The following is a 25607-nucleotide window of genomic DNA, read 5'->3' on the forward strand; positions in this document are numbered from 1 at the left end:
CGGATGTTATTGCGAAGCAACATCGCTTTGAGCTGATACTTGGCGTCTTTTAAATCTTTCATCGCCGTTTCACGGGCGCGTGATAAATCACGCATCGCTTCATCTTCGGGCTCTGGCACATAGATAGGCGCCATATCGCCTGAACGCAGTAGCAATGCCAGTTTTACCGCATCACGCTTATCCGTTTTAACCCGCTCACCGGCTTTTTTAGGAATTAACGACGGTGCCACCACATAACAACAGTGACCTAAACTTGTTAAAAAGCGATAAATCCAGTAGCCACAAGGGCCTGCTTCATAGACGAAATGCAGGGTAGAACCAGGGTGTTTTGATTCGAACTGCCGCACCAGTTTTTGCAGTGCTGGTTTGGTGCCGTTAATACGGCCCAGACTGACCGGTTTCGCGTCCCGATTGTCTTCGATATAGGCCACTTCAAAGAACTCTTTGTGTGTATCTAAGCCAATAAAAGTTATGCTATTGTTAACCATGCTGACCTCCAGTATTGTATCTTCAACAAATACAGTATGGCTCTGGTTGCAAAACTAACCCACGAACTCGGAGGTCAGCACCTCTTGGGGAGTCATTATGTCTATGCGACTCTATAAGATGAAGTTACCAACAAAGTCTGAAATTATAATTGGGTGTGCTTTTATAAGCTTTGGCGTGATCAGGTTGTTTTATACACCTAATGAATTTAGTCCGGGATGGTATGCAATATTTTTTGGCATAACATTGTTTCTTTTTCCGGGGCCACAGCTAAGAGAACGTTATAAACAAACTGAAGAAACAAGGGCACGTTGGCGGCAAAGTGCTAAAGCAGCAAGTTCACAAGACTTAAGCTTGTGGGCATCTCCCTTTCCATGGGCTTTATTAATCTGTTTGGTGGTGTTTGTTTTTGCAATCGTCACATAACAAAAAAATTTTATCGCCAGCAAAAAGCGCTGGCTGCGACGTCAACCCGCTGCGCGACTTTCCGAGCTAAACTTGAGCGTTGTGTGTGCGCAAACTAAAGACAACAGAGGGAGACTTGATGGCTGATTATTATGGGTCTTGTCTGTGTGGCAATGCAAAATTTGAAGTGCAAGGGACGTTCGACGGTTTTTACCTGTGTCATTGTCAGCATTGCCAAAAAGATACAGGGTCTGCGCATGCGGCTAATTTATTTTCGAAGTCAGCTAAGTTGTCCTGGTTGGCAGGCTCAGAGTCTGTGACTACCTTCACGCTTCCAGGCTCTCGCCACAAGAAAAGTTTTTGTAAATTCTGCGGTTCCGCACTGCCAAGTATTCATGAGGTAGGTCTGCTCGCCATTCCCGCCGGGTGTTTAGATACGAAAGTCTCTTTGTCACCAACAGCCCACATCTTTACATCTCGCAAAGCGGTTTGGGATAAAAGTTTAAATGATGTGCCAGAATTCGAGGAGTTGCCACAGTAAGCGGGTTTCTGCCGCAGCCAACAGCGTTAGGCGCAGATTGAACTCGTTGTCGTCGACAGACCATCCTCTGTCGGTGTTTTGTCGTGTTCTTAGTCTTGTAAATATGCCATAAAGTACTCAACAGTTATAACAGGATAATTTATGAGTATTCAAAATCGTCGTTTAGAAAAAGGGTGGTCGCAGGAAGATTTAACGCGTCATTCAGGTTTAAGTTCGAGAACGATTCAAAGAATTGAAAGTGGTCAGGCTGTTAGTTCTGAGTCTATAAAGTGTCTTGCGGCTGTGTTTGACACGTCAATTGATGCCATTAAACAGGAGCAGACGATGAAAACATCCGTATCAAAAGATCAATCTTCTTTATCAAGGTTAAACACGCTTGAGAATGAGGCTGTTACGCTTGGTCAAACATTATTAAGAAGTCCGAAGCTAGGGCAAACCGACCCACTAACTAAAATTGAGAGAAATGCGATAAATTATGGCAAGCGCTTACTCAAAAATTTAATAAAGTAGGGTTGGTGCTTTTGTATTGCACAATGGTTTCACCTAACAAAACGATTGAAATCGGATATTTTACAACAGCGTTAAAACAGATAGGGTAGCTATGCGTATATTTCTGTTCATTTCATTGATAACATTAAGCTTGTCGGCTACAGCAATTGTTATTCGGCATGATGTTGAGGACAAAAAGTACCTGGCTAACCCTGCAGATTTTGCACCGTTAGCAACGCTTTATGTTGACGGGGCTCATGGCACACTCATTAAACCTGATTGGATTGTTACTGCCGCTCACGCAACTTTCTGCATTAATTCTGGTAGTTTTATCAGCCTGAATAATGGCCACCACAAAGTAGAACGTGTCTTTGTGCACAAAGATTATCAGCCCGGTAAAAGTCATGATATTGCGTTGATAAAATTGGCAGAACCCATAAAGGGTATAAAACCGGCAAACCTATACCAAGAATCTGACGAGTTTGGCAAGATAACGTGGTTTATTGGTGTCGGCGGTACAGGAAATGGGTTAACCGGTCAAACGGTTGATAATTATCAAAATGGCGGAGTTTTACGAAAAGCCCATAACAAAATTGAACAAGCAGAAGGGCCGTTATTAAAATTTAAATTTGATAGAGAAGATGCAGCTTTACCATATGAAGGTGTTTCTGGTGGAGGCGATAGCGGCGGCCCTGCCTTTCTTACCATCGACGGTACGATCTACTTACTTGGAATTAGCTCCAGAGTTGAAGGTGAAGGTGAAGGTATCGGCAAGTATGGTGTCGTGGAAGTGTATTCCAGAGTGTCATTCTTTAAGCCTTGGATTGAAAAAATTATTACTAGTGAACAAACTTTGCAACAGCAATTGGCACTTCCCAAATTAGCGCGCCTTCCTGCAGGGCTCACCGAGCAGATTTTACCGGAAGTGTGTGCTGATATTGGGTTACAACCAAATACAATTTAACACGTGATCTAATTTATGAAAATTCACTTACCGTTAGCCTTAACCCTGTTTGCTTCTTTTTATACGCATAGTGCGCCGCCTATGTCCTGTAATATCGGGCCCGCACATACCGAATTAGCGGCTGCAAAATGGCAAGTAACATCATGTAGCGATGGCCAGTCACTTGTATTTGCAACAATGAAAGGTAATCCGGCTATGCCATTTATGTTCTTTATCAAACGAGATGGTGACAAGACCACAATATCGGGTGAAGGAAAGGGATCTAAAGAATACTCTTCAAAAGCGTTTGAAGAACTTAGAACAATGACGGAAAGCCAATTTGAAGATTTAATACAAGCTACAATGTTAGTGGATTTAAATAATTAATGCCTTACAGGTTAAATCAGCTGCTGGCCGCAAGATCAATGTCACAAATGCCGGGCCAAAATTAAGTAGTGTTTCTATACTACTTAATTAACAATGAAAAAAAACCGTTGGTGTTATTCGTTTCTTAACATTTTGAGTGACAATTTTGTCCGCAAATTATAAGGATTTATGGTGAATAGAGTATACCGGTACTTAATTCTTGTTGTACTCGTTATTGCTGCCCTTAGCTCTTACAGTTATGGCAATGCAACGGGTGTATTTCTATTTATAATGTTAGGCTTTGCTTTTGAAGCATTATTTTGGTTTGGCTTGTTTCGCAAAAGCGCAAAACGCTCTGCTTAACTAAAACCAACAAAGCTCAGCAGTTACGGTTTACTTTTTGTAAATCATAAAACGCCAATTGCTGGGTATAGGCTGAGCGTTTGCCTCATAAATCGCGTTAGCAGGCACCCGGCACCGGTTGTGCTAACAGCCACCGCGGTGCTCACCCGCTATTGCTGATAATGATGGCAGCCCGGGGAAACGATTGATGTCATTTGTACGAATTTTAGGGCTTACCTCGTTGAGTATGGTGGCATTTGCTGCTAATTCATTGCTTTGTCGGGCTGCACTTGTCGATACCGGCATCGATGCTGCCAGCTTCACCAGTATCCGGTTAATTTCCGGTGCCTTAGTGCTTTTGCTGCTAGTACGCCTCAGACACACCAGGCCTGTTGTCACAGGTAACTGGCTGTCGGCCCTGGCGCTATTTGTGTACGCCGCTGGCTTTTCTTTTGCCTACATAAGCTTATCTGCCGCAACGGGTGCGCTGCTGCTGTTTAGCGCGGTTCAGGCGACGATGATTGGTTTTGGTATTTATTCTGGCGAGCGTCTTCGCAAATGGCAATTTGCCGGGCTTTTGCTTGCAGGCGGGGGGCTGATAGTAATGTTGCTACCAGGGCTTTCGGCACCGCCACTGCATGGCGCTATACTGATGTTAAGTGCAGGGGTTGCCTGGGGGATGTACTCTCTTTTTGGCAAAGGTGCGGGTGATCCTACCGCGGCAACGACGGGTAATTTTTTGCGGGCAGTGCCCATTGCGTTAGTGATCAGCATAGTGACCTTCAATACGGTATCGCTTGATATAGCTGGTTTTTGGTATGCCGTGGCGTCGGGCGCATTAATGTCAGGAATGGGATACGCTATCTGGTACATGGTGCTGCCGGTTTTGAAGGCTACCAGTGCAGCAACCGTGCAGCTTAGTGTACCGGTTATTACTGCTTTGGGTGGCATTATTTTCCTCAGTGAGCCAATAACCATTCGTTTTATTGTCGCATCTATTGCGATCCTTGGCGGTATCGCAATGGTACTGAAAAAGGAAAAACCAGGTGAGCCGTGAACAAATAGTGCTGGTATATGATCGTGAATGTCCGGTGTGTCATGCCTATTGTCAGGTGATAAACATCCGGCAAAGTGTCGGCGAACTAAAAATTATCAATGCCCGCGAAGGTAGCGAAATTGTGGACGAAATTACCGCTAAGGGCTTTGATATCGACCAGGGAATCGTATTAAAAATTGGCGAGCAGTTTTACTTTGGCGCAGATGCCATTCATGCCCTGACGTTGATTGGCAGCCGCTATGGAATAGTTAACCGAATAAACTACTGGCTTTTTAAATCGAAAACGGTCTCCGCAGTGCTTTATCCTATACTCAGATTTTTTCGGAACCTTTTGTTGAAGATGTTAGGAAAAACAAAAGTTAATAACTTAAAGTTGCCAGGAAGCGATAAATTTTAAATTTGGGAATGGCAACCATGCAATGCGGCGCTGCTTACAGATAACATATAAAATATAACAACTGTGCTACATTTTATAATAAGCTAAGGTGGCTCAATGTTACCCGGTCGATATTACACCGGAAGATCGCGGTAATTGCATAGCAAAGCGGATTCAGTTAGAAACGATAAGAAGTTACAAGGAATAGTATGTCCACCAATACATTAAGCCTTCAGGTATTGTTCAAGTCTTTAAAAGTGTTGGGGCGCAACCTGCTGCCCTGGCTGTTCGCCGTCATCGTTGCCGCCTTGCTGGGCTCACTACTTCAGTCGACCGTAAATTTTTTTAATGTGCTCGAGATGGGAGCTTACGCAACCTGGCAAGACTGGCTAAGAACGGTTACTAAGGACCTGACGACGTTCGCGCCGTTTTATGGCTTGCTCGTCGGTGTGGCATTTCTGCTCGCGTTTCCTGTGGCACTATGGCTGGCCCGCAAGTGGCCCCGCTGGCAGAGTGCTTTGCTATGCCTGTCGGGTGCAGTAGGTCTGGCCGTGGCATTTGTGGTTGCCAACAAAGTGGCCGCAGCGCCAACTCTTATTGCAGCCACCCGCAGTGTAGTTGGTTTCGTGTCGATGATGTCGACCGGTGCCATCGGGGCATGGGTATTTACCCTCACCAGCGGTAAACCAGAATATGGCGCGCGCAAAGTGTTCAGCTGGTTATACCTTGTTTTTCCGGTCGTTGTGCTGGTGTCTGCCTTCGGTATTCATGTTCTGATGCGGCCAGATCGCCAGGTAGAAATTGACGATTATCCACTTCAAAACTATCGGGTTGCTACTATTGGCGCAGGCCTGGAGCATCCGTGGGCCATGGTGCATTTACCCGATGGCAGACGTCTGGTTACGGAACGAGGCGGTAATATTCGGATTATTGATCTCGATGGCGCGCTGTTGCAGCAAGCATTAGAGGGCGTGCCAGACGTAGTTGTAGGCGAGCAGAGCGGATTGCTGGACATCGTGCTGTCACCGCATTTTGAGCGGGATAAAACAATCTTTCTGAGTTACTCCTGCGGCACAATAAAAGCCAATAACCTCTGCGTCGGACGCGGCGAGCTTGACGGTGTGACGCTGAAAGACTTCCGGCGTATCTTTCAGGCCTTGCCACTCAAGGATACGACCTTACAGTTTGGCTCGCGTATTGTGTTTCTTCCCGATGATACCTTAGTGGTATCCATTGGCGATGGCTTCGACTTTCGTGAGGACGCCCAGGATCTCAGCAACCATCTTGGTAAGCTTATCAGGCTGAATAGGAATGGCTCCGTTCCGGACGACAATCCTTTTGTTGGCCAGCCGGGCAAGCGCCCGGAAATTTTTAGTTACGGTCACCGAAACCCGCAAGGGCTTTTTTTCCACACCGAATCTGGCCTGTTGTATGAGAGCGAGCATGGCCCTTATGGCGGCGACGAAATTAATATTATCGAGCCCGGGGTGAATTATGGCTGGCCTATTGCCACCTTCGGCATTAACTACCCCGGTTCAAATATATCGCCCCACGAAGATCACCCCGGTGTGCAGCCACCGATTAAACATTGGACACCGTCTATTGCCCCCTCGGGCATCGTGGTTTATCAGGGCGATGCATTTGCAGAATTTAATGGTGACTTGCTAGTGAGTGGTCTGGCCGCAAGGGGCGTGTTTCGGCTTAAGCTTGAAGATGGCAAAGTGGTGTCGGTGCAGCGGTTGTTCCACGAGCTTGATAAGCGTATTCGTGACGTCATTGTTGGCAAAGAGGGTGAGCTTTACCTGTTAACCGATCATGCGCCAGGCGAAATTTTGCGTATTGAACCGAACCGGCGCTGAGTATCACTTGCGGCAGTCGATATTGTTGACCGGACCTCAAAATGGCATTACGTTAACGATTATTTACCCAATCAGACTGGCAGCTCTACTTCAAGAAAGGACGAATACGACAATGTGTAGCGTTAAATATTTCATAGTAACTGTTCAGATTACATTGCTGGCATTTGCCGGGTGGGTGAGTGCTGCAGACGCTCCTTATCGTCATGCAGATGAACCTATTGGTACGGTGCGTCAGCTGTATGATGGCAAGCTTTATCCTGATATCCGGGTAAATACGTTTCGAAACATTGACCGGTTATTTCCAACCCGCACTGTAGCTCGTGGCGCAACGGTTGGTACGCTACCGGTTAGTGAGCAGCCATTAGAGGCCTTCAGCTACACTGTGGACGACCAACATTACGATTTAATTGACATATTTTCGCTCAATGCCATTAGCGGTATGTTGATCATTCACAACGGCGAAATACAGTTTGAAAAATATCAATTAGGTAACGATGAGCGTACCCGCTGGATGTCGATGTCGGTGGTAAAGTCGATAACGGCAACTTTAATTGGAGCCGCGATACATGACGGTGCGATAAAAAGTATCGACGATCCTATTATCAATTATTTGCCGCGCTTTAAAGACACCGCTTACGATGGTGTAACGGTAAAACATTTACTGCAAATGAGCTCGGGTGTGGCCTGGAATGAAACTTATACTGATCCTGCATCAGATCGGCGCCGCATGCTCGAAGCGCAAATTAGTCAGCAACCCGGTGCAGTACTGGATCTGATGGCTACACTGCCTCGGGCAGCACAACCAGGCAGCCGCTGGAATTACAGTACCGGTGAAACCCAGTTGGCCGGAGCATTAGTGCGGGCAGCAACCGGCAAGCCTGTTGCTAAGTATCTGTCTGAAAAAATCTGGTCAAAGGGGATGGAAACAGACGCCAACTGGTGGTTGCAATCAGCAGACGGCCTTGAAGTCGGGGGCAGCGGTTTGTCGGCAACCTTACGTGATTACGGCCGCTTCGGTTTGTTTTTACTCAATGACGGAGTTATCGACGGCCAACGGTTGTTGCCAGAGGGTTGGATAAAAGCCGCCAGTACCCGTCAGGTTATCGCAGGCGAGCAGGTTAATTACGGATATATGTTATGGCCGATGCACGGCAACAGTTATGCCGCTGAGGGCATTTTTGGCCAGTACGTATTTGTGGACCCCGATACAAAGCTGGTGGTGGTAATATGGAGTGCCCAGCCGAAACCGCTCAACAGAGCCGGGCTGGATGAATATAGCTTTTTAAAGGCTCTTTCTGCTTTTTACAGCAGCAAAAACGACCAATCATAACGGTGGTTACCTAACTTCTCCGCGATATTAGGGTTGAGCCGGCTGACCAATCAGATTGTGAGATAATTTATATGTTGCTTGAAAACGGGGACACTAACTATGGCTGATACTGGCAAAATTAATTATCTGGAAATGCCGGCGCGTGATCTGAGGCAAACCAAAGCATTTTTTAGCACCGTTTTTGGTTGGGCATTTATTGACTATGGTCCGGACTATGTTGCAATTGCCAACGCCGGAGTTGATGGTGGCTTTTTTAAATCCGACAACGTTGCTACCTGCAGTAATGGCAGTGTGCTAGTGGTGTTGTACAGTCATGAACTGGAAGTTACCCTGGATAAAGTAACAGCAGCAGGTGGTCTGATTATACAGAATATTTTTTCCTTTCCAGGAGGTCGTCGTTTTCATTTTACTGATCCTAACGGTAATGAGTTTGCGGTCTGGTCGGACGTCGGTGAGTGATAATACAGTGGCCAGCTTTGGCTTTAGTAATGGTTATTTCAGCGGGTGCTGAGTGCTGGAAATGGGATCATCTGACATTTAGGCTATGCTCAGAGGGCAACATTATCTTTGTTTTATTGCAGCATCTTTATAAACAGGAGGAGCAACATGACGAAAATTCTCGTTCTTTACTACAGTATGTATGGTCACGTTGAAACCATGGCACAAAAAATAGCGGAAGGGGCGCGCAGTGTTAGCGGCACTGAGGTTACCGTTAAACGGGTTCCCGAGCTGATGTCAGAGCAGGACGCAAAAAAAGCAGGCGCTAAACTTGATCAGGCTGCCGAGGTTGCCAGTCCGAATGAGCTGGCTGATTATGATGCAATTATTTTTGGAACGCCGACCCGCTTTGGTAACATGTGTGCCCAAATGCGCAACTTCTTTGATCAGACCGGCTCGCTTTGGGCCAATGGTAAACTTATCGGTAAAGTAGGCAGTGTTTTCACCTCTACCGCCACCCAGCATGGTGGCCAGGAAACAACCATCACCTCGATACACACCACATTATTGCACCATGGCATGATTATCGTTGGTGTACCTTATTCATGTAAGGAAATGAGTAACATGAATGAAATTACCGGCGGTACTCCTTATGGTGCGAGCACGCTTGCTGGCAGTGATGGAAAGCGGCAACCGTCTGAAAATGAGTTGAAAATTGCTTATTTCCAGGGCGCTCATGTAGCAAAAATCGCTCAAAAACAAGCAAGCGGATAAGTTAGCTGAGTACGAAAATAGCCGGTGCCTTGTGCCGACACCGGCTTGATATTGATAAACAGTAATTTTTAAGTAATTACATTGAATTCATTTGATATTTTTTATGACTGCTAACATCAGTAAGAGATGCAGATGATATCACCTGACCAGACCATTTAACGTGAACTTCATTCACCGGAATAGCCCTGATGTCGTCTGAAAAGAAGCTGTCGGTAGCCATATCAACCGTGAAATATTTAATCTTACCGGTTTTTGCATCCAGCAGGATATCATCGATTTGACGCATTTGCTGGTCAGAAAATACGATATATTCATCCAGTATTTTTGAAACCAGACGATACTCTGCCTCTCTTTTCGTTACTTTCAGCTCTGTGGGTTTGCGCTGAGCATTGGTATCTTTAACCAGCACCTTCAACGTCCCCCCGGGGTCAGCATTAAAGTTAACATTTGGATTTCAACAAAGCCTTTAGTGCTACTGACCGGGCGAAAAGCGTTGGATGTTTCGAAAAACAGATATTCAACTGCATCACTGTTTTTGTTAAGCAACACATTTTCTATCCGGCCAAAGGTATTGAGCCCGTTGCTAATATCACTGTAAATAATATTACTGGCTTTGATCATGTGATCATCAGCGTAATCTGGCAGGTTTGGGGTCGCAGTTGTTGCGTCATCCGCGCAGCGCAGGCTAAACTTACGTATGACTAAATCAGTAACTACGATAATCCCAATAAGCACTGTAGAGCCGGTAACAGTAAGTTGCACTAATTGTCAGGCCTGTTGTTGCCGTTTAGAGGTAATGATAATTTCGGATACCGGGGTGCCTGCCCGCCATATAGCCACCGACCACTGGGGCGGCCAAACGATGCTACGACTGGCCGATGGCTGGTGTTCTGCGTTAGACCGCGATACGTATCGCTGTAGCATTTATGAGCAGCGCCCCTGGGTTTGCCGCGAATTTGCTATGGGTTCAGACGACTGTCTGACGGAGCGGGCGGGGCTGAATTCTGCGCGCCAGCAGTAACAAATAGCCCACGCTGGCTGGCTTTTTTTGGAACCGAGATTGCAAAACACCCATTTTCTGTTTAGATTGGTTGGCATAATTAGCAACAGATGGCAGGGAATAACAATGAAAAAATGGTTAGGTGCCGCGGTGGCAGCGTTGATAGTAACTTCACCGGTTCAGGCAGAAACACAGGATTATAAGCTGATAACCGTTGCCGGTTACCTGAATTTTTATCTGTTGAATATCAATGCTTGTCAGGATTTTCATCCACAAGCTCGTCAGGCAGCTTACGATGCGGAACAAAAACTGTACCCGTGGCTGGACAAACTGCACAGCAAACTCGGTGATGGTAAGCAGGTTTCTGAAATAGTACTGAAGCGCCGGGCGATGCTGAATTCGCAAATTGGTGAAGGCGATTTTACCCTCGATCATTGTCAGGCGATTATCAAAATCTTAAATGAAGATGGTTTAGATAAAACCTTACTGGCAAATCTGGACTAACACAGGTGTAAGCGGCTACTATTGCCGACATTAAAAAAGACCAACACTGCCGGCGCTTTGCCGGCAGTGTTGTTTTCGCAGGATAATTCAGGAGCTGCGTTTGCCCCCGGCGTTGTTAAGACTTCATCAGGCTGCCCTTACGATTGATGGCCAATCGATAGTAGCGCCACTTAGTTTAAGCGCAAATAAAGGTGATTTTATTGGCATTATTGGCCCCAATGGTGCTGGCAAAAGCAGCTTATTGAAGCTGATCAATGGAACGCAGCGTTTAAGCTCCGGTGAGATATTACTGCATCAACGCTCGCTGGCTAAATTAAGCGCCCGCCAGCGCGCCTGTAAAATTGCCAGTGTTAGCCAGGTAAGTCCACCCGTGTTTGCATTAACAGTGTACCAGGTAGCCGCGATGGGCCTATTACCGCACAAAGGTTGGTTTGATGGCAATAATAGCGATGATGAACAACAAATAGCGCTGGCGTTAACCCAACTGGGTTTGCAGCACAAAGCACAAGCGCTGGTAGAAACCCTCTCTGGTGGCGAGCTGCAACGGCTTTATCTGGCCCGGGCATTGGTGCAACAAGCTGAGTTGCTGCTGCTGGACGAGCCGACCAATCATCTTGATGTGTTATATCAACATCAGATTTTACAGTTAAGCCGGGGCCTGGGTAAAACGGTGTTGGCATGTTTACATGACCTAAATCTGGCTGCTCGCTATTGTGACAAAATAGCCCTGTTACATCAGGGGCGGTTGCTGGCGTTTGGTAGCCCGGCTGAAGTGTTAACCGCAGCGCAGCTTAGCCAGGTTTTTCAGCTGCCGTGTGAAGTCAGTGTGCATCCGGTGCACGGGAAGTTGCAAATTACCTTCTTTGCCAGTGGTAGTGCACTATGAAGCGGTGGCTTATTTTGATGTTAATGCTATTAGCGCTGCTGGCAAGTGGCGTGCTGAGCCTGGCCATTGGCAGTGCCAGTTTAACGATTGCTGAAGTATGGCAGGCGTTACTGGGCAGTCAGCAAAATCCCCTGGCCAGCACTATTGTCTGGCAGGTGCGGTTGCCGCGTTTGCTGTGTGCCATGTTGGTAGGCGCAGGGCTGGCGGTAGCCGGTGCGGTGCTGCAAAATGCCAGCCGCAACCCATTAGCGGATCCGTATCTGTTTGGCTTGATGGCAGGCGCAGGCCTGGGAGCCAGCATTGCCAGCATTTTACTGCCGCCCCATATGTTAAGCCTGGCATTAGCCGCATTTCTGGGAGCATTGTTTGCGGTGGCGCTGGTATTTCTGGTGTGTATGGGCCGGCAATGGCGAAAAATTGAAATGACGTTGCTGGCCGGGGTGGCGGTGTCGTTTATGCTTAGTGCGATCAGTAGTTTTATTTTGTACTTTGCCGAGCCTTTTGCCGCCAACAAAGTGATTTTCTGGCTGATGGGCAGTTTAAGTCGTACCGACTGGAGCAGTGTTGCGTTAATAGCACCGGCGGTCAGCGTATTGCTGTTGGTTGCCCTGATGTTGCGTCGGCAGCTGGACGCTTTGCTGCTAAGTGACGAAAGTGCTCAGACCTTAGGAGTGAATCCAACCCGATTGCGTTTTATCTTATTGCTGCTAACCGCCCTGGTAACGGCCTGTATTGTTGCACAATGCGGCGGCATAGCATTTGTCGGCTTAATGATCCCGCATCTGGTGCGCTATTTTGTTGGGGTGACTGCCATCCCGCTATTGCTGGGCTGCACCGTGTTTGGTGCCTTATTTTTGGTCTGGATTGACAACTTAGCCCGTAGTGCTTTGCTAAGCCAGGAGATCCCCCTGGGGATAATAACCTCGGTGCTTGGCAGTCTGTTTTTTCTGGTAATTATGCGCCAACGCAGGAGTACAGCATAGCGATGTCTGATGATAAAAAGCTAATTGAACAGGAAAGGACCACTGCTAAGGTGGCGGATGAGCAAAACCGGCAGCAGCGGCATAAATTGCGTCAGCAAAAGTTGCAACAACAGGTGCAGCAGGGCATTGCCAAAGCAACCGCTGAAAAAGGGCTGTTATTGGTTATTACCGGCAATGGAAAAGGTAAATCCACGTCGGGCTTTGGCACGGTAGCGCGCGCTGTCGGTCATGGCTTAACCGCAGCCGTGGTGCAATTTATTAAAGGCAGCTGGGAGTGTGGCGAGCGTAATTTACTGGCGCAACATCAGGTAGAATTTGCGGTTATGGCTACCGGTTTTACCTGGGATACCCAGGATAAAGCGGCCGATATCGCTGCAGCTGAACAGGTATGGGCGCGCGCCGAGCAGATGCTGGCCGATCCGGCTATTGATGTAGTACTGCTGGACGAGCTGACTTATATGGTCAGTTATCATTATATTGAATTGGAACGGATTGTCCGTGCCCTGCAAAACCGACCTGCGACGCAGCATGTGGTTATTACCGGCCGCTCCTGTCATCGCACCTTAATAGAGATGGCCGACACGGTCAGTGAAGTTCAGGTGATAAAGCACGCGTTTGATGCCGGCATCAAAGCACAGCGGGGTATTGACTGGTGAAGAGTCTACTGGTGAAAATGCGGTTTGCTTTTTCTGTGTTTTATCTGATGTTAAGCTTGAGTCCGGCAACGCTATTTGCAGCAACGCCGAAACCTCAGCAGCAACATGCACCAGAGCAGCGCATTATTGCCCTGGCACCGCATATTACCGAGCTGTTGTATGCAATTGGTGCCGGCGGCCAGCTGGTTGGGGTCAGTGCGTTTAGCGATTATCCAAATGCGGCAAAAGCCTTACCGCAGGTGGCAAATTATGCCGGTGTGAACCTTGAGGCGATATTAGCGTTGCAGCCTGATCTGGTGATTGCCTGGAAAACCGGCAATGTGGCAGCGGACATCAGCCGCTTGCAGCAGTTTGGTATTAATGTGGTGTATTCCGATCCAATCCAGATCAGTGATATTGCCGATGAGTTGCGGTATCTGGGCCACGTTACTGGACATCAGCAACAAGCGGAGGCAGTGGCAACGGATTTTGAGCGGCAACTTGCTGATATTAAATCCGAATATAACAATAGGCCCAGGTTAAAGGTGTTTTTCAGTATGGGTACGGAGCCGCTTACTTCAGTAGCTAATCAGGCCTGGCCAGCACAGGCCATGGCACTGTGCGCGACAGACAATATTATTGCCAATGCCAGCAATGATTATCCTCAGCCCAGTCTGGAGCAGGTATTAGCAGCCCAGCCCGAGGTAATTATTCAGGCCACAGCTGGCGCTAAACCTGCTGATATCGGTTTCTGGCAAGCTTACCCGGTAATACCTGCAGTAATGCTTGGCCAGTTCGTTACGGTAGATGCCGATCTGTTGTATCGCACCAGCCCGCGCACGTTGAGTGGAATTCGGCAATTATGTCAGGGCCTGGATCGGTACCGTTAACCAAGGCGGGTACCACATAGCAGCCGCAGTAACTACCCGTTAACTGTTAATGCTGCTCATCAGGGTGTTGGCCCTGCGCATCAGTCGCTCTGCATTTCGTACCTGGTTAGTTTTTAGCAGTTCAGCCGATAATGTCAGGTATTTGTCTGCTAATTGTCGCTTTAACCCCCTTATTAAACTGAAATCAGCCGGTAGCTGCGTACTGTAATGTTGATATTGCTCAAAAACATTGTCAGTCTCCTGTGCCGAGCTACTGAGGGTTAATGCTTCGCTCAGACGATCAAAGGTTTGCTGATAAAACACTGCGGCCTCCTGATGAGGAAAGGGCAGTGGGGTGCCAGTATCTTTAGCATTGTGGTAGGCCGCCATCGCCGCAACAGCGGTTTGCAGTTGCTCACCATGTTGCAATAAATCACGGGTTTGTTCATTATTAGCAAATATATGCTGACCGGCTTTTATTAATGCATGTAGTGCCGGGGCATTATGTTCACGGCTGGCATCTGCAAACGCAGTTTGATAGGCGCTTATTTCAGCGTCGTCCGGCACAATGTTATAATGTTGATCTATCCGCTGAATATCCTCAATTATATTATAAATATCGATTTCATCAGGATGTTCCTGATAATGTTGATTGATCAACTGACTGCTCAGCTGGTTGCGCAGCACATCAAGCGCCGTTTGTTTGCTACGATTCATATTGCTGGCCAGATCCGCCAAATAATGGGAGTCGGGATATAAGCGGCTGGCTTGACTGAGCAGCTGTTCAATTTGCGGATAATCAGGATAATTATAACGGCGATCGCTAATTACCTGATCAATTTGTTGTTCAAAATACGTCAGCAGCCTGGCTGATTGTAAACGCAGTAAACCAGAGCGTATCAATGGATCAGTGGTTTCTAGCGCAGAAAATGTTGCCAGAAACTCCGGGGCATTACTGTCAGCCAGCTCAAGATAGCCATTGTATTGCTGTTGTTGCAAAGTGTGCTGTTGTTGCAGCATCTGCAGCTGCAGGTGCTGCTGACTGTAAACCTGCCATAAGGCCGTAGCCGCCAGCAATGCTGCACAGGCCACGGTTGCCGCTGGCCAGTAGCGTCGGTTCAGTGCCACTAATACCTGGCTAATATTGGTTTTGCGGTCATTACGGTTAAAACGCAGGGCGCGTTTTAACGCCAGCCACTGCAACGGATTTACATGGGCGGGTTTGTCGGCATGTTTTTGTTGCTGTGCGGCGTTATCCGCCGGGATCCGGTCAAAAGGATGCTTACTGGTCAGAAGTTCATAGCTGATGCAGCCAAACGAAAAGGTATCATCACTTACCGATGGCGTTTTGCCCGCCAGTAAATCGGTACTGGCGTAGGCAGGAGTGTAGCCACTTAGTGCTGCGGCCGGGTTTTGCTGTTCTGCTGCATAGATATCATGATTAAGCTGCAGGGTATGGGCGACACCGAAATCCAGCACTTTTAACTGGCCATTACGGTTAACCATAATATTTGCCGGTTTTAAATCTGCATGCACGATGCCTTTGCTGTGGGCATAATTTAAGGCCGCACCTAATTGATCAAGCAATTTAATTGCCGCGCTCAGAGGCAGCCCTTTGGGTTTGTAGCGTTTGATCACCTGGTCCAGACTTTCGCCATCCAGATATTCCATAACGATAAAGTAACAGTCCTGTTCACAATCAACATCAAATACGCTGACAATATTAGGATGAGATAATTGCTGGGTTTTATGGGCTTCTTGCAACAGCAGTTGCAGTGCTTCTGGCTGACTGACAAACTGCGGTTGTAACACTTTTATTGCTACCTGAGCTTCTGTAATCCCGGTGTTGGCTAAAAAGGTATCCCGGGCCCGGTATATATCGCTCATACCGCCAGAACCAATTTTAGATTCCAGTAAGTAGCGCTGTTTGATCGTTTTGCCACTTAAGTCGCTGCAAGGTGCAGCTTTAGCCATGTTGGGACGGGCAAAGCGGGTTTTCTCATTATCACTTACATCACTATCCTCGGCGACAGTAACTTCTGTGACAGTAGCGTCAGTACGCGCAGCATCTGCGACAGTCGTCGCCCCACGATCCCGCCGTAAGGCGCTATTCATGGCTTTTGTAACGGCCGGTGAACTGGCAGAAAGCGTAATATCAGATTGAGTGGTTTTATCAGCGTTATCAGCCATGTTATTGGTTACCTTACTCTTTGTTCTGCTGCGGTTTTGTAACGCATCAGTGTTACTGCATACCCCGCCTGATTTACAAGTTAGTGACAACAAAGTTATTAATACTGACTAGACACCTTGGATTGGTGCAATATCAGTTGTGCCACGACGATTTAACCCTCGCCATTTTAGCTTTAGATGAAAAAACATCAAGCTAAATTGCATTAATGTAAACAAGATATATATTGACTTCGACTATTGTTGGCTCTAATCTTTGCGCCTGCAACCTTTTGGTAAAATTATTGTACTAAGTTGATTAATGCTGGCAGGGAGTGTTAAGTGAGTCAGACGGATATGTTACTGGAGCTATCGGTGTTAAGTTATCACCGGTTATCACCTCGTCAGGTGGCGTTGAAACGCTTTGACGGTAAAGGTGGTACTCTCGGGCGGGCTGAGCATGCTGACTGGCATCTGCCTGATCCGGAGCGCGTTGTTTCCAGCATTCATGGTCAAATTAGCTATCAACGCGATGGTTTCTGGATCACGGACCATTCAACCAATGGTTTATTTGTTAATCGTGCAGTTACCCCGGTTGGAAAGGGGCAGCAACATTTGCTGACAGACGGTGATTTATTGTGTCTGGGTGACTATGAAATTAACGTTGCCATCATAACAGCGCCAACGCACGCCATGTCCGGCGCAGCGAACAGGCCAGAGAGTCTGCCTGAGAGTACACCAGCTCAGGGGCTGAAAGTCAGCGACTTTGCTGCTGTTCATATGCAGAGCAAGTCAACGTTGCCTGGAACCGTGGCAATGTCAGCAGCGCCGGTACCATTAGGGGCAGAAGATTCAGATTATAAGCAAACCGACGGCTATTCTCAGAGTGATGCCCTGGAAAATAGTGATATGTTAACTGAAAGTTTTTCCCCGCCGCAAAGCCTTATTCCCGATGACTGGCAACCGAACTGGCAACATGACACTTTGCCAGAGGAGCCCCTGAACCTGACAAGTAACGAAGTTGATCCGCTGCTTAGCACAACGCCAAACACCCAGGATAGCGGCGCTGCACAGGCAAACGCCGGGCATTGTTTGCAGGCATTTCTGACTGCCCTCAAGGTACCCATGCCACCGGCTCAACAGCTGCAAAACCCCGCCTGGTGGGGCCAGTTGGGTGATGCGCTTCAGGCATCGCTGCAGGGCATCATTGACGTGATGCGTTCCCGCTCAGAGTTGAAAAATACCTTGCGGGTGAACCAGACCACGTTTCAACAGCGGGAAAACAATCCTCTGAAATTTTCAGCCAATGTCAGCGAAGCCTTTCATAACTTATTTAATCATAACGCCAGCAGCTTTATGGCACCGCGTCAGGCTGTTAGTGCGGCGTTTTCCGATATGAGTCAACATGAAGCTGCGATCATTGCCGGCGCTGCCGGGTCAATGCAGGGACTGCTTGCTCAGCTTACGCCGCAGCAGATAGAGCAACGGGACTTTGGCGCCAGTTTTATTGATAAAGTGAACCCTGGCCAGCGTTACAACCGTTACTGGAATTTATTTCAGGCGCTGCACCAGGAGCTACTTTCTGAGGTTAGCCGTACTGCAAAAGGTGGCGTAAATGATGATTTTATCCGCGCCTATGAAGAATACTTATCCAAACAAAAATGACAGATCAATGGAGTTGTCAACTATGAAACGGATCTACCTGCTGGTGTTAGTCATGATGTCTATGTACTTATTACAGGGTTGTCAGGCTGTTTATTCCACTTTTCCGCCGTCTACGACGCTGCATTTCCGGGTAGCACAAGACATCAACCCTGATGCAGACCAGCGGCCTTCGCCGGTAATTATCCGTGTGTACGAGCTGGCTTCTAAAACGGTATTTGAAAATCAGGACTTTTTTGCGCTGTATGACAATCCTGAACAAACCCTGCGCACTGACCTGCTTAAAATAGACGAGCTGGTGTTTGAGCCAGGCCAGCGCACAGAATACAAAATGACGTTGCTACCTACCACCAAAGCCGTTGCTGTGATTGCCGCATACCGTGATATTGAAGGTGCCCGCTGGCGTGCAGTAGTAGACGTTAAACCAACAGGTTATGACGATTTTTATGTCTACGTTGACAAGCTTGCCGTGTATATCCGTGAACATGATTTAGAACGGCCAAGCCGTTAAACGCGGTAATTTGCCTGGAGTAAAAAGCAAATGAGTGAATTCAGTAAAATTGCCTGGTCAGAGGGCATGTTTTTGCGGCCGCAGCACTTTCAACAACAAGACCGACATCTGCATTACAACCAGCAAAGCCGTCAGGAACAGCTAGCGCCTTTTAGCTGGGGCGTTTACGATTATCAGCTTGACAGCCAGTGTTTAAAGTTCAGCCAGTTTGGCTTAACCAGTTTGCGCGGTATTCTGCCCGATGGCACCTTACTCGAATTACCTGACATTGAACCCTTGCCAGCTCCCCTTAGTATTGGCAAGGGGTGTCGCGATCAGCAGGTGTATCTGTGTCTGGCGGTTGACAGAGCAAATGGTGTAAATATTGCTCAACCGGATAGCGAACAGATAACCCGCTTTCATTTTGCTGACCACACTCTGACCGATACCAGTTTAGCTGAAGTGGCTGCAGAGACATTACAATTGGCCAGGCTCAGAGTATTGCTGAAGCTGGAAAGTGACGATAGAAGTGGCTTTATTGGTTTTGCTATTGCGCGGATCCGGGAAGTCTCCGATCAGGGTGAAGTGAAGCTGGAGGATAAGTTTATTCCGCCGCTTTTAAATGTACAGCGTAACCCGCCGCTTAAGGCGCTGATTACTGAAACCCTTGGCATGCTAAATCAACGGGCGCAGGCATTAAGCAGTCGGATTAGCAAAGGGCAGGGAACCAGCAGTTCTATTGCCGACTTTCTGATGTTACAGGTGCTCAACCGGTATGAGCCAGTGTTAAAGCACTGGCAGCAACTTGATGGTAGCAACCCGCTGGCGTTGTATCAGCTGATGGTGAGCATGCTCGGTGAACTGGCTACCTTTACCAGTAAAGAGAAAAGGCCACCTGAGTTTCCACCCTATATTCATCAGGACCTGACCCCTGTTTTTGGCAACTTAGCAGTGATTATGAATCAGACCCTCAGCGTGGTACTGGAACAGACCGCGCAGGCACTGCCATTAGAGCAGGCTAAGTTCGGCATTTTAGTATCACCGCTAACCGATAAAACCCTGCTTGAATATGCCCAGTTTGTATTGGCAGTCAGTGCCGACTTGCCTGCGGAGGATATCCGCAAACATTTACCGGCCAGATTAAAAATTGGCCCGGTTGAGCATATACGTGAACTGGTTAACAACCAGCTGCCCGGTATTGCGGTAACGGGGTTGCCGGTCGCACCAAGACAGGTGCCGTATCACGCCGGCTATCACTACTTTCAGTTAGATAAAACCAGTATTTATTGGCAGCGATTGGCAAACAGTGGCGCACTGGCTTTGCATTTATCGGGTAATTATCCCGGGTTAAAGCTGGAACTCTGGGCCATTAAAGCCTGAATAACAGGGATGGAAGCTAATGTCTGATCAAACCATTATAAAACCCCGGCCGGGTGGTCGCGCCATCCGACCAGAGGCTGCGCCTGCTGCCCCGCCAGAGCCGGCAGTGAGCGGCAGTGTTAACAATGATAAAACCAGGATTGCTACTGGCAATCGCAACAGTGTACCGGGCCAGATGCCGCCAACGTTGTCGATCAGTGACAACGTGCTGGTTGATGAAGCCGCAGTACTGTTTTCTCTGGTAGGCCCTATTCGTAGTACTCCCAGCCACAATGATGTTAATGGCTTAAAAAAACAGTGTGTTGGTCTGATTAATCAGTACGAGCAGCAGCTTCGGGTTAAAGGAATTGTGGCAGAGGTTATTGAGCAGGCTCGTTATACCCTGTGCTGCTTTATCGATGAAATTGTACTGAACACCAGTTGGGGGGGGAACAGTGACTGGGCGACTGAGAGCCTGTTGTCAACATTTCATAATGAGACCTTTGGCGGTGAGTACTTCTTTACTCTGCTGGAGAGCGCTATAAGTCAGCCGGCCCAAAATCTGACGTTACTGGAACTGCAGTATTTATGCTTATCTTTTGGCTTTGTTGGCAAAATGCGGGTTGAAGAACGCGGCTACGAGAAACTGGAGCTGATCAAAGATCGTGCTTACAAAGCGATCCGCAGTCAGCGTGGTGAGCCCGCCCGCGAGCTGTCGCCAAAATGGCACAGCGATGCGGTGCAATCCGGCGCGCTGGAAAACCGCTTGCCATTGTGGGTGCTATGTTCGGTTATCGCGGCGTTATTGCTGGGCGTTTATATGTACCTTAATTATCAGGTTAATAGTTACTCTAATCAGGTTCATCGCGAATTAAATGCGCTGGTGAACTGGCAGCCTGATGCGGTGACAGGCAAGAGTGGCAAACCTCATCAGGATGCTGTTCACTTACAACAACTGCTGCAAACCGAAATTCGGCGCGATATGTTACAGGTAATAGAGTTGCCTGATCGGGTACGGATCCGGGTAGGCCTGCATCATCTTTTCACTGCGGGCGGTGTGACAATTAATGAAAGTTTTCAGCCCGTAATTACCAAAATTGCCAGGTCGCTCGAAGGGGTGGATGGTCGTATTCTGGTAACTGGCTTTACCGATGATTTGCCCATTTTTACCAGTAAATATCCATCGAACTGGCATTTGTCACTAGCCAGAGCCAACGCTATGGCTGATGCGCTGGCAGCAGGCGGTCAGTTGCATGGTCGGTTATGGCCAGAAGGGCGCGGAGAAGCTGATCCGATAGCGACCAATGATACTGCAGCTAACCGGGCACTTAACCGTCGGGTTGAAATAGATTTGTTAGCGCAATAGTGAAGTGCAAGGACTAAATAAATGAAACTTAAAGGTTTTTTTCTCTCATTGCGCCGCATTATGACTGCAGGCTGGCTGATAACCTTACTCGGTTTAACCGCACTGGCTTTGTTAATCTGGTTTGGTGGCCCATTAGTGGCTATCGCGGGTGTCGAGCCACTGGCCAGCACCACCGCCAGGCTGGTTACGCTGCTGCTTATCGCATTAATATGGGGTGCCAGTCATTATATCCGGGGTATGCGTGAAGACCGCTCACATAAGCAAGCAGTAGATACGTTGCTAAATGGCGATGAGCATCAGCAACAGGATGCGATGGCGAAACGGGATATTGAAATACTGCGTGGCAGAATGCAAAAGGCCCTGGATATTTTAAAACACGCCAGTTTTAGCAAAGCGCGGGATATATATCAGTTACCCTGGTATATGCTGATTGGGCCGCCAGGCTCAGGTAAAACCACCGCTTTGCAACAGTCTGGCCTGGAGTTTCCGTTAAAAGAACAAATGGGGGTTGATGCCATTGAGGGCATTGGCGGCACCCGGCAGTGTGATTGGTGGTTTACCAACCAGGCCGTGTTAATCGATACCGCCGGTCGTTATACCACGCAGGACAGTCACGCCCAACAAGATGCATCCGCCTGGCAGGGTTTTTTAGGATTGCTGCGCAAGCACCGGCCACGCCGGCCAATAAACGGGGTTATTGTGTTCGTCAGTCTGGCTGATTTACTAAACCAGACCCGTACCGAGCGTAACTTACATGCCAGAGCCATTAAGCAGCGGGTGCAGGAACTGCAAAACCAGTTGGGGATGAGCTTCCCGGTGTATGTGATGTTTACTAAAGCAGATTTAATTGCCGGTTTTTCTGAGTTTTTTGATGATCTGGCGCCGGAGGATCGGGAACAGGTATGGGGAACCACCTTTTCACTGCATCCCGAGAATGAAGAAAAAGGGGTGGTGGCTCAGTTTAATAAAGAATTTCACGCCATAGTGAACCGGTTACACCAGCGCTTGTACCACCGGCTGCAAACGGAGCGCGAGCAACAAAGCCGGGCTGCCATTTATGAATTTCCTCGTCAGTTACGATTATTGCAAAGTGCCGCCGATGACTTTCTAAAAGAGATTTTTTCGCCTAATCCCTTTGAAAAAGCCACTATGCTGCGGGGCGTCTATATTGCCAGTGCCACCCAGCAAGGCCAGCCGATTGACCGGATTATGGCGCAGCTCGGTGGTAACTTTGGCCTGGCCGAGCCGCCGCTGCGTCGGCATACAGGCGAGGGAAAAAGTTACTTTTTAAAACGCTTTTTTGAGCAAATTGTTATTCCGGAACGGGAGCTGGCCTCGGTAAATTTGCAGCATAAAAACAAACATCGCTGGATCAGGCATGGCACTTTGGCGGCGAGTGCTGTTGTGTCAGTGTGGTTACTGAGTGCCTGGACTTCCAGTTACCACTGGAACCGGCAACTGGTTGATGACGTGGCGTTATCATTGCAACAGTACCATAGCCTCGAGCAATCGCAGGCGCAACAATCGATGCTGCAACTTAACGAGCAGCTGAATGTGCTGCGTGATATGCCCGCTGGCTATGCTGGTTTATTACCAGCAGACGGGCCAAAAAATCTTGGCTTATATCAGGGAGACAAATTAGGTCAATCTGCTAAAACAGCTTATCAGCGGGCGCTGTATGCCGAGTTTGTACCCTATTTGCTGGCAAGTTTAACGGCTGAAATGCAGCAGCATGCTGAGCATCGGGATTATTTATATGAAACCCTGAAAACCTATCTGATGATTTTTCAGCCGGAGCGATTTGAAGCAGAGCAGGTGCAGGCCTGGTTTGCCCAGTTTACTGAGCGCCTGTTGCCGGCTGAAATTAACCAGCCGCTTCGAAACTCATTACAAAGCCATCTGGATGCGCTATTACAGGCAGGTATTCAGGGTGCCCGTTTTGACGAAAAGGTGGTGGCAGGCACCCGTGATCTGCTGATGACAGTGCCATTAGCTGAGCGCGCTTATCAGCGGATCCGAACTGAGCTGATGGATAGCCATATTCCAGATTTTCGCCTGTCAGACGTGCTGGCAACTGACAGCGTAACGCTGTTCAGCCGGCGCAGTGGTAAACCGCTGCGCCAGGGTATTTCAGGCTTATATACTTATCAGGGGTTTCATGGTGTTTTCAACATTGAGAAGCGCCGGATCATTCGCCAGCTGCTGTCGGACAGCTGGGTATACGGTGATGAGGACGATGGCGCCGCAAAGCAGAGCAATGCTGATTTATCTGCCCAGGTTACCATGCGCTATATGCGGGACTATGTATATTTATGGCAGGAGTTGCTAAACGACATCGAAATGCAGCCTATCACCAATGTTGAACAGGGGCTGGCTCACACTAAAATTCTGGCAGGGCCGGAGCAGCCTATTCAGAACCTGATAAAAGCGGCGCAGCAAAATCTGCGACTAACCCAGTTGCCGGAATCGGCCGAACTCGATATGGCAGCAGATGTGGCCGGCAAGGTAGCTCAGACTCAGTTTTCCAGCCAGACCCGCCGCTTAAACAGGGTATTACCAGACGAGATGCCCGATGTCAGTCGCAGTTTACCGGGTAAAGAAGTTGAGGCGGCGTTTTCTGAATTGCTGGCCATTAACGATGCGCAGCTGGAACAAATTGGCCAGACTACCCGGCGCTACTATGATTATCTGGAACGCTTATATGCGCCTGGGGGCAGGGCGCGGCAGGCTTATGCCAACCAGCTTAACTCAGAGGAAGCGAATGAGCTGAATGTGGCTCTGCGCCGGATCCGCAGTGAAGTGCCGGCGCCGTTCAGTACCTGGCTGGGTAACATTTCCAGCGATACCGCACAGCTGTTTGCCAGCGGCAGTCGGCAACATATTAATGAAGCCTGGCAAGGCAAGGTACTCAGTGAGTATCGCGGCGCTATTGCTGGTCGTTATCCGCTGAATCGCCAGGCTAGCTCCGATATTAAATTACGCGACTTTGAGCGTTTCTTCGGATATGGCGGCACGTTAGACAGTTTTTTTAATGATTATCTGAGCCCCTTTGTTAACACCAGTCGCACGGCGTGGACGTTCAAAAAAGACATAGGGCTGAATGCCAGCGTACTAAAGACCTTTCAGAGTGCCCAGCGTATTCGTAGCACGTTTTTTGAACCGGGCAGCCAGAAATTGAAAGTTGGCTTTAGTTTAAAACCATTATTTCTCGATCGGCATATTACCCACCTGATGCTGGACATTGCGGGACAGGAATTGTCTTACCGGCATGGACCAACCCGTTCCAGCCAGTTTTACTGGCCGGGCGATCGCAACAAACTACAGACCCGGCTGGTGTTTACCCCGGCAAATGCCGGCCTGTCTTCAAACGTCAGCTATCAAGGGGAGTGGTCCTGGTTCCGCTTACTGGATGAACTAACGCTGGCTCGGCCGCAAACCCGCAGTGATAAAGTGCTGCATCTGGCGGTGCAGGGCAATAAAGCCCGGCTGGAGTTGGTTCCAGATACGGTCAACACGCCGTTTTGGAGCAACGAACTGGAGGCGTTCTCGTGTCCGGCCAGCCTGTAATATCACCCATCAACTCAACGTTAGGCTTTTGCGGAAAAGTCGCCAGCCAGGGAGATTTTCTGGCTCAGGGGCTCCAGGTTGCCTTTGTTGATAGTTGGAATGAATGGCTGCAGGCAGTGCTTGCGGTAAGTCGGGAACAACTTGGTGCGACCTGGCTGGAAACCTACCTGACTAGTCCGGTCTGGCACTTTGCCTTATCTGCAGGTGTCTGTAGCGATCAGGCAATGGCCGGTACCCTGATGCCATCGGTCGATCAGGTAGGACGCCATTACCCCTTTACGCTGGCGGCTGAATTGGCCGTCACTCCGGTTCAGGCGTGGCAGGAACGGGACTGGTGTGACACCTTCGAACAGCAGGTACTTGCTACCCTGGACGACGGCTTTAATTTGCAGCAGTGGCTGGCAGCGCTTGGCAAGCTGCATGTTGCCTGGCCTGAAGCAAAGAGAATCAGTGTCAGTCAAAGCAACAATGAAGCCATTCGTCAGGCCTGGACGATCAGTGGCAGTGAGCCGTTGGAGAGTCTTGGTTTGTTGCATCAGAGCTACCAGCAACAGTTTTCACGTTATTGCCTGTGGTGGACCAATGGCTCTGAGCATGTCGCCCCCTGCTTGCTGGTGACCTCTGGTTTACCTCAGGTTAGCCAGTATGCAGCGATGTTGGATGGCGACTGGTCACGCTGGAACTGGCAGCAAAAACATATTCAATATTAATCCG

Annotated in this window: 27 protein-coding genes; 23 read left to right on the forward strand and 4 right to left on the reverse strand. The window is 48.5% G+C overall.

Annotated elements, in window-relative coordinates:
• The coding region (locus B2Q61_RS05650) for an IS110 family transposase (protein ID WP_290616020.1) at positions 1-488 on the reverse strand (488 nt) is incomplete at its 3' end.
• 97 nt (positions 489-585) lie between these two features.
• Here B2Q61_RS05650 and B2Q61_RS05655 point away from each other — a divergent pair.
• The 11 genes from B2Q61_RS05655 to wrbA all read left to right on the forward strand — a co-directional run bounded on the left by B2Q61_RS05655 (position 586) and on the right by wrbA (position 9406).
• Positions 586-912, forward strand: coding sequence for a hypothetical protein (locus B2Q61_RS05655; RefSeq protein WP_290616018.1), 327 nt, complete (start codon positions 586-588; stop codon positions 910-912).
• 118 nt (positions 913-1030) lie between these two features.
• Positions 1031-1432, forward strand: coding sequence for a GFA family protein (locus B2Q61_RS05660; protein ID WP_290616016.1), 402 nt, complete (start codon positions 1031-1033; stop codon positions 1430-1432).
• A 141-nt stretch (positions 1433-1573) separates the two neighbouring features.
• Complete coding sequence (locus B2Q61_RS05665; protein WP_290616014.1) at positions 1574-1942, forward strand: helix-turn-helix domain-containing protein; 369 nt, start codon at positions 1574-1576, stop codon at positions 1940-1942.
• Positions 1943-2033: 91 nt separating this feature from the next.
• A complete protein-coding gene (locus B2Q61_RS05670; protein ID WP_290616012.1) occupies positions 2034-2885 on the forward strand; it encodes a trypsin-like serine protease in 852 nt (283 codons plus the stop codon).
• A gap of 15 nt (positions 2886-2900) precedes the next feature.
• On the forward strand, positions 2901-3251 hold the full coding sequence (locus B2Q61_RS05675) for a hypothetical protein (protein WP_290616010.1): 351 nt from the start codon (positions 2901-2903) through the stop codon (positions 3249-3251).
• A 529-nt stretch (positions 3252-3780) separates the two neighbouring features.
• Complete coding sequence (locus tag B2Q61_RS05680; RefSeq protein ID WP_290616008.1) at positions 3781-4629, forward strand: DMT family transporter; 849 nt, start codon at positions 3781-3783, stop codon at positions 4627-4629.
• Positions 4619-5026 carry a DCC1-like thiol-disulfide oxidoreductase family protein gene (locus tag B2Q61_RS05685; RefSeq protein WP_290616006.1) on the forward strand — a complete coding sequence of 136 codons (408 nt, stop codon included), beginning with the start codon at positions 4619-4621 and terminating at the stop codon, positions 5024-5026. Before B2Q61_RS05680 ends, B2Q61_RS05685 begins: the two co-directional genes overlap by 11 nt.
• Before the next feature lie 188 nt (positions 5027-5214).
• Positions 5215-6864 carry a PQQ-dependent sugar dehydrogenase gene (locus B2Q61_RS05690; RefSeq protein ID WP_290616004.1) on the forward strand — a complete coding sequence of 550 codons (1650 nt, stop codon included), beginning with the start codon at positions 5215-5217 and terminating at the stop codon, positions 6862-6864.
• Positions 6865-6976: 112 nt separating this feature from the next.
• Entirely contained in the window at positions 6977-8194 is a 1218-nt protein-coding gene (locus B2Q61_RS05695; RefSeq protein WP_290616001.1) for a serine hydrolase domain-containing protein, read from the forward strand.
• A gap of 99 nt (positions 8195-8293) precedes the next feature.
• Positions 8294-8653: a VOC family protein gene (locus B2Q61_RS05700; protein WP_290615999.1), complete on the forward strand. Its 360-nt coding sequence runs from the start codon at positions 8294-8296 to the stop codon at positions 8651-8653.
• A gap of 147 nt (positions 8654-8800) precedes the next feature.
• Positions 8801-9406, forward strand: a complete 606-nt coding sequence (gene wrbA / locus B2Q61_RS05705) for an NAD(P)H:quinone oxidoreductase (protein WP_290615997.1) — start codon at positions 8801-8803, stop codon at positions 9404-9406.
• Positions 9407-9482: 76 nt separating this feature from the next.
• Here the strand turns inward: wrbA and B2Q61_RS05710 are convergent, their stop codons facing one another.
• Together B2Q61_RS05710 and B2Q61_RS05715 are read right to left on the reverse strand one after the other, a co-directional pair.
• Positions 9483-9821, reverse strand: a complete 339-nt coding sequence (locus B2Q61_RS05710; protein ID WP_290615995.1) for a PRC-barrel domain-containing protein — start codon at positions 9819-9821, stop codon at positions 9483-9485.
• Positions 9818-10168: a hypothetical protein gene (locus B2Q61_RS05715; protein ID WP_290615993.1), complete on the reverse strand. Its 351-nt coding sequence runs from the start codon at positions 10166-10168 to the stop codon at positions 9818-9820. Before B2Q61_RS05715 ends, B2Q61_RS05710 begins: the two co-directional genes overlap by 4 nt.
• 34 nt (positions 10169-10202) lie before the next feature.
• On the opposite strand from B2Q61_RS05715, the gene B2Q61_RS05720 reads away from it, so the two are divergent.
• From B2Q61_RS05720 to B2Q61_RS05745, 6 genes are all read left to right on the forward strand, one after another.
• On the forward strand, positions 10203-10427 hold the full coding sequence (locus B2Q61_RS05720; protein ID WP_290615991.1) for a YkgJ family cysteine cluster protein: 225 nt from the start codon (positions 10203-10205) through the stop codon (positions 10425-10427).
• 105 nt (positions 10428-10532) lie between these two features.
• Positions 10533-10910, forward strand: coding sequence for a hypothetical protein (locus B2Q61_RS05725; RefSeq protein ID WP_290615989.1), 378 nt, complete (start codon positions 10533-10535; stop codon positions 10908-10910).
• Between the two features lie 100 nt (positions 10911-11010).
• Entirely contained in the window at positions 11011-11796 is a 786-nt protein-coding gene (locus B2Q61_RS05730) for an ABC transporter ATP-binding protein (RefSeq protein WP_290615987.1), read from the forward strand.
• A complete protein-coding gene (locus B2Q61_RS05735; RefSeq protein ID WP_290615985.1) occupies positions 11793-12779 on the forward strand; it encodes a FecCD family ABC transporter permease in 987 nt (328 codons plus the stop codon). Before B2Q61_RS05730 ends, B2Q61_RS05735 begins: the two co-directional genes overlap by 4 nt.
• A 2-nt stretch (positions 12780-12781) precedes the next feature.
• Positions 12782-13435, forward strand: coding sequence for a cob(I)yrinic acid a,c-diamide adenosyltransferase (gene cobO / locus B2Q61_RS05740; RefSeq protein ID WP_290615983.1), 654 nt, complete (start codon positions 12782-12784; stop codon positions 13433-13435).
• Positions 13432-14304, forward strand: a complete 873-nt coding sequence (locus B2Q61_RS05745; RefSeq protein ID WP_290615982.1) for a cobalamin-binding protein — start codon at positions 13432-13434, stop codon at positions 14302-14304. Before cobO ends, B2Q61_RS05745 begins: the two co-directional genes overlap by 4 nt.
• Before the next feature lie 39 nt (positions 14305-14343).
• Here B2Q61_RS05745 and B2Q61_RS05750 read toward each other — a convergent pair whose 3' ends face one another.
• A complete protein-coding gene (locus tag B2Q61_RS05750; protein WP_290615980.1) occupies positions 14344-16473 on the reverse strand; it encodes a serine/threonine-protein kinase in 2130 nt (709 codons plus the stop codon).
• Between the two features lie 318 nt (positions 16474-16791).
• On the opposite strand from B2Q61_RS05750, the gene tagH reads away from it, so the two are divergent.
• From tagH to tagF, 6 genes are read left to right on the forward strand one after another with little or no spacing between them, the layout of a single operon-like run.
• A complete protein-coding gene (gene tagH, locus B2Q61_RS05755) occupies positions 16792-18114 on the forward strand; it encodes a type VI secretion system-associated FHA domain protein TagH (RefSeq protein WP_290615978.1) in 1323 nt (440 codons plus the stop codon).
• 22 nt (positions 18115-18136) lie between these two features.
• On the forward strand, positions 18137-18622 hold the full coding sequence (gene tssJ / locus B2Q61_RS05760) for a type VI secretion system lipoprotein TssJ (RefSeq protein WP_290615976.1): 486 nt from the start codon (positions 18137-18139) through the stop codon (positions 18620-18622).
• Positions 18623-18652: 30 nt separating this feature from the next.
• Complete coding sequence (gene tssK, locus B2Q61_RS05765; RefSeq protein ID WP_290615974.1) at positions 18653-19981, forward strand: type VI secretion system baseplate subunit TssK; 1329 nt, start codon at positions 18653-18655, stop codon at positions 19979-19981.
• Positions 19982-20000: 19 nt separating this feature from the next.
• The gene (gene tssL / locus B2Q61_RS05770) at positions 20001-21326 is read left to right on the forward strand and encodes a type VI secretion system protein TssL, long form (protein ID WP_290615972.1); all 1326 of its coding nucleotides are present in this window, start codon (positions 20001-20003) and stop codon (positions 21324-21326) included.
• Positions 21327-21347: 21 nt separating this feature from the next.
• On the forward strand, positions 21348-24893 hold the full coding sequence (tssM, locus tag B2Q61_RS05775; protein ID WP_290615970.1) for a type VI secretion system membrane subunit TssM: 3546 nt from the start codon (positions 21348-21350) through the stop codon (positions 24891-24893).
• A complete protein-coding gene (gene tagF / locus B2Q61_RS05780) occupies positions 24875-25603 on the forward strand; it encodes a type VI secretion system-associated protein TagF (protein WP_290615968.1) in 729 nt (242 codons plus the stop codon). The genes tssM and tagF overlap by 19 nt, the downstream gene beginning before the upstream one ends.
• Positions 25604-25607 lie beyond the last annotated feature (4 nt).

The organism is Arsukibacterium sp. UBA5043, assembly GCA_002415085.1.
In the GTDB taxonomy this organism is placed as follows: Bacteria; Pseudomonadota; Gammaproteobacteria; order Enterobacterales; family Alteromonadaceae; genus Alishewanella.

Coding starts and splice junctions, on each gene's coding strand:
- B2Q61_RS05655 (WP_290616018.1), top strand. CDS start 586: ATGTCTATGCGACTCTATAAGATGAAGTTACCAACAAAGTCTGAAATT.
- B2Q61_RS05660 (WP_290616016.1), top strand. CDS start 1,031: ATGGCTGATTATTATGGGTCTTGTCTGTGTGGCAATGCAAAATTTGAA.
- B2Q61_RS05665 (WP_290616014.1), top strand. CDS start 1,574: ATGAGTATTCAAAATCGTCGTTTAGAAAAAGGGTGGTCGCAGGAAGAT.
- B2Q61_RS05670 (WP_290616012.1), top strand. CDS start 2,034: ATGCGTATATTTCTGTTCATTTCATTGATAACATTAAGCTTGTCGGCT.
- B2Q61_RS05675 (WP_290616010.1), top strand. CDS start 2,901: ATGAAAATTCACTTACCGTTAGCCTTAACCCTGTTTGCTTCTTTTTAT.
- B2Q61_RS05680 (WP_290616008.1), top strand. CDS start 3,781: ATGTCATTTGTACGAATTTTAGGGCTTACCTCGTTGAGTATGGTGGCA.
- B2Q61_RS05690 (WP_290616004.1), top strand. CDS start 5,215: ATGTCCACCAATACATTAAGCCTTCAGGTATTGTTCAAGTCTTTAAAA.
- B2Q61_RS05695 (WP_290616001.1), top strand. CDS start 6,977: ATGTGTAGCGTTAAATATTTCATAGTAACTGTTCAGATTACATTGCTG.
- B2Q61_RS05700 (WP_290615999.1), top strand. CDS start 8,294: ATGGCTGATACTGGCAAAATTAATTATCTGGAAATGCCGGCGCGTGAT.
- wrbA (WP_290615997.1), top strand. CDS start 8,801: ATGACGAAAATTCTCGTTCTTTACTACAGTATGTATGGTCACGTTGAA.
- B2Q61_RS05720 (WP_290615991.1), top strand. CDS start 10,203: ATGATAATTTCGGATACCGGGGTGCCTGCCCGCCATATAGCCACCGAC.
- B2Q61_RS05725 (WP_290615989.1), top strand. CDS start 10,533: ATGAAAAAATGGTTAGGTGCCGCGGTGGCAGCGTTGATAGTAACTTCA.
- B2Q61_RS05735 (WP_290615985.1), top strand. CDS start 11,793: ATGAAGCGGTGGCTTATTTTGATGTTAATGCTATTAGCGCTGCTGGCA.
- cobO (WP_290615983.1), top strand. CDS start 12,782: ATGTCTGATGATAAAAAGCTAATTGAACAGGAAAGGACCACTGCTAAG.
- B2Q61_RS05750 (WP_290615980.1), bottom strand. CDS start 16,473: ATGGCTGATAACGCTGATAAAACCACTCAATCTGATATTACGCTTTCT.
- tssJ (WP_290615976.1), top strand. CDS start 18,137: ATGAAACGGATCTACCTGCTGGTGTTAGTCATGATGTCTATGTACTTA.
- tssK (WP_290615974.1), top strand. CDS start 18,653: ATGAGTGAATTCAGTAAAATTGCCTGGTCAGAGGGCATGTTTTTGCGG.
- tssL (WP_290615972.1), top strand. CDS start 20,001: ATGTCTGATCAAACCATTATAAAACCCCGGCCGGGTGGTCGCGCCATC.
- tssM (WP_290615970.1), top strand. CDS start 21,348: ATGAAACTTAAAGGTTTTTTTCTCTCATTGCGCCGCATTATGACTGCA.